The following is a 3,752-nucleotide window of genomic DNA, read 5'->3' on the forward strand; positions in this document are numbered from 1 at the left end:
TGTCACGGCCCCGCATGCCTGCTGTCGGCCGCCGTCGACGAAGATCCCGAGGACTACCCATTCAAGGACTACGAGCTCTGCGTGTTTCCGGATGCGCTCGACACGGGGCCGAACCTCGACATCGGCTACATGCCGGGCCCGCTGCCGTGGCTCGTCGCGCAGAGCCTCGAAAAGCTCGGCGCGCGCGTGCTGAACAAGGACATGACCGGGCGCTGCCATCAGGACCGCAAACTGATCACGGGCGACAGCCCGCTCGCGTCGAACGGCATCGGCAAGCTCGCGGCCGCCGCGCTGCTGAAGGAAGTCGGGCACTGACGGTCGGTCCGCGCCCCTGCGATGTTCTGCCGGGGCGTGGCCGCGGAGCGGCACGGCACCGCTTACTCCCGCGTCCAGCCGTTCTCGTAAAGCTTGCCGGCCAGCACACCGAGGCGCGACGCGAGAATGTAGTTCTCACCGTCCTCGATCAGCGCCGAGCGCACGTCGCGGAACAGCTTCTCGATCGGGAATTCGCGCGTGGTGCCGTTGCCGCCGAACAGCTGGAACGCCTCGTGCGTGATCTTCATCGCTTCCTCGGTCACGCTCACCTTCGCCTGCGCGGTCGCGTACGGATGACTCTGCGGCGACATCCGCGAGAACGCGAGACTGCGGCGCGCGATCGCGCGCGCCATCTCGAGCCGGCGCAGCATCTCGCCGATGCGCAGGTGCGTCATCTGATGATCCATCAGCAGCGCGCCGCCCTGCTTGCGCTCGTGGCAATACGCGAGCGCCAGTTCGAACGCGGCCCGCGCCGCGCCGACGAACACCTGGCACATGTGCGTGCCCGCGTACGACCACGTCGACGCGAGGTTGCCGAGATAGTCGTCCTTCAGCGCGACCGCGAAGCGCTTCGGCACCTTCACGTTGTCGAAATAGATCTCGCCCTGCGGCAGCGAGCGCTGGCCGATCTTGTCGAGCGGCTTGCCGCGCGACACGCCGGGCAGATCGAGCGGCAGGATCATCGCGATGCCGTTCGTGAACGCGCTGCGCTCGCCTTCGCCGTAGAAGCCGTCGCCGTAGTCGGCCGCCATGTACGCGAGCGCGACCTGAGCGACCGAGCCGTTCGAGATCCACGCCGAGCTTTGCCCGTTGATCACGATCTCGTCGGCGCCGACCTTCGCGGTCACGTTGCCGACCGGCTGCCGGCCGTTCCCGGCGAGTTCTTGCCGATACAGGATCGCCGCGTCCGAGCCGCGATCGGGCTGCGTGTTCATCCAGCAGCCGACCTTGCCCGCGCACATCTCGATCAGCTCGGTATTGCCGACCGTGTGCGCCATCATCAGCGGCATCGTGGCCGCGCCGATCGACACGGCGAGGCCCGAATCGCCCCAGCCGAGCTCCTCGCCGATCAGCGACTCGATGCGCACGGCCGTCTCCGGCGGAAACTGCGCGATCAACTGCGGATCGAGCCCGAGCTTCGCGCTCTCGACGATCGCGGCCCAGTACGGCGAGCCCGGGGCGATCACGTCCTCCGCCGTCATCCGGTCGAGCTCGCGGCCGATCGGCCGCAGCACGTCGCGCGCAAAACGATGAACCGTGTGCTGGATTGCGCTTTCCTCTTCGCTCAGCGGCGTCTCGAAGCCGGTCATGCCGACCACGGGCAGCGCCGCGGACTTGTTCAGACGAATCATCTCCGTTCTCCTCCTGGACTCGAATCATGTCGGCCCGGCAGCGGACGCGCCCGGCCATCCCACATCTAGTAATACATACCAAACATAGGTCATCATGACAAACACAGGAAGCAAAAAAAAGACAGGGTATTCCCCTGTCTCGGTGCGCGTGGCCGCAGCGGCGGATCGCGCCGTTATTTAACCGCGGGCGCCGCCAGCGTGCCGTAGGCGATCGCGCGCGACGTCGCCGCGAAATACGCGTCGAGCGCCTGCGTGTGCCGCCCGATGGTGCCGTACTGCATCGCGAGGCCGTCGGCCAGCGCGATCAGCATCGTGGCCGCATGCCGGCTGTCGGCCGCGCTGAAGGTGGGCGTGAGCGCGCGCACCAGCTGCGTGAGGTCGCGCGTGAGCGCCGAATACCATTCTTCGCACAGCTTCAGGCATTCGGCGTCGGTGGCCGCGAACGACAGGAAATGCCGGAACAATGCGTTGTACTTCGCATCTTTCGCATCGGCGATCGAGCGCACGATGATCTCTTCGAACACGTCGCGCGGCGACGCATCGCGGCTGATCGCGCGCTTCATGTCGTCGAGATACGCTTCGATGACCGGCTCGATGACGGCCCGCAACACGGCGATCCGGGTCGGGAAGTAGTACTGCAGATTGCTGACGCTGATGCCCGCGGCGGCCGCAACCGCGCGCTGCGAGAATTCGAGCGGACCGCCTTCCAGCAGCAGCTTGCGCGCGACGCGAATGATCGTGTTGCGCGTGCGCAGGCCTTGCGCCCGCAAGCCGTCGGTGTTGCTCGCTGCGGCGGTGGCAGTCGAAGTGCGCCGCTTTCGGGTGCTGCGCTGCTCGTTGGACACTGTCATCGTGTTCGTCGTGAAGATGGCGTTTCGGCTTCGTCGAATGGACGCTCCGTGCCTTACGGAGCGCCAACGACTATACCCGATGCGCGCGGCATTTTCCATCGAGCCGCCCTTGCGTCGGGCGGCCCGGCCGAAGGCACGTTGGCGTGTCGCGACGATCACACGTGCCGCTACGCCGGCCGCACCTTGCGGTTCACGCGTTCGTCGAGCAGGTTCGCGACGCCGAGCATCGCGGTCATCGCACACCATCGCAGCGGCTCGGGCGGCACCGACGGCGTCTTGTGCGTCAACGCGTCGAGCAGCGGCGATCGTCCATCGTGAATGCGTTCTGCCAGCACGCGCCCGATCAGCGATTGCGTGCCGACGCCATGCCCCGAACACCCGGCCGTGTAGAACACGTTGCCGTGCGCGCCGGCCGCGCCGACCACCGGCAACGCATCGCCCGCGAACGAGATGTAGCCGCTCCAGCATGCGCGCACCGGCACGTCGCCGAGTTGCGGAAAACGCGCGTGCAGCGTCTTCAGCAGCGCGCGATACGCGTCGTCGTCCGGCACGTTCGGCGTCTGCGAGCCGTACACGTAATGCAGCCGCTTGGTGGTCAGCAGCAGCGTGTTGCGCGCGGTCAGGCGGTGGCTTTCCATCGTCAGGTGCGACGTGACGATGCCCTCGCGATTCGGCCAGCCGAGTGCCGCGAGCTGCGCATCGGACAGCGGCTCGGTTTCGAGCGCCGACACGCGCAGCGGCATCACCTTGTCGCCGAGCAGGCCGAGTTGCGGCGTGTACGCATTGGTCGCGAGCACCAGCACCGGCGCGCTCGCGCTGCCGCGGGCGGTGCGCACACGCACCGTCTCGCCCGCGTCGAAGTCGAGCAGCGCGGTGTTCTCGTAGAGTTTCACGCCAGCCGCGAGCGCCGCTCGCCGCAAGCCCGCCACGTACTTGCCCGGATCGAGCGTGCCGCCACCCGGCACGTATGCGCCGAACAGGAAGGCCGGCGGAATGCCGCGTTCGCGCATCGCTGCACCATCGAGAAACTGCGCGGGCGAGCCGAGTTCGATGCCGGTGGCCATGCTTTCGCGCAGGCGCTTCTCCTGCGACGGATGCACGCCCGCGCGAATGATGCCCGACGCGTGGTAGTCGCAGTCGATCGCGTATTCGACGAGCTTGCGTTCGACGTACGCGACGCCTTCGTCGTAGAAGCCGACGATCCGCCTGGCCTGCTCGTGGCCGACCCGCTTGA

General features: G+C 67.4%; 3 protein-coding genes and 1 pseudogene. 1 reads left to right on the forward strand and 3 read right to left on the reverse strand.

Translation table 11 applies throughout. The annotated features are described in order from the left end of the window. A pseudogene (locus JMF90_RS28160) lies at positions 1 to 315 on the forward strand (protein deglycase HchA); the annotation flags it as partial. 62 nt (positions 316 to 377) lie between these two features. Here the strand turns inward: JMF90_RS28160 and JMF90_RS28165 are convergent. The 3 genes from JMF90_RS28165 to JMF90_RS28175 all read right to left on the reverse strand — a co-directional run. Further along, positions 378 to 1,667: an acyl-CoA dehydrogenase family protein gene (locus tag JMF90_RS28165; RefSeq protein WP_006480040.1), complete on the reverse strand. Its 1,290-nt coding sequence runs from the start codon at positions 1,665 to 1,667 to the stop codon at positions 378 to 380. A 173-nt stretch (positions 1,668 to 1,840) separates the two neighbouring features. Continuing rightward, positions 1,841 to 2,518: a TetR/AcrR family transcriptional regulator gene (locus JMF90_RS28170; RefSeq protein ID WP_226292210.1), complete on the reverse strand. Its 678-nt coding sequence runs from the start codon at positions 2,516 to 2,518 to the stop codon at positions 1,841 to 1,843. A 167-nt stretch (positions 2,519 to 2,685) separates the two neighbouring features. Continuing rightward, positions 2,686 to 3,752 (reverse strand): FAD-binding oxidoreductase (locus JMF90_RS28175; RefSeq protein ID WP_201325706.1); only part of this gene is annotated, 1,067 nt, incomplete at its 5' end.

It is taken from the genome of Burkholderia sp. E168m23 (assembly GCF_016586125.1).
In the GTDB taxonomy this organism is placed as follows: Bacteria; Pseudomonadota; Gammaproteobacteria; order Burkholderiales; family Burkholderiaceae; genus Burkholderia; species Burkholderia orbicola.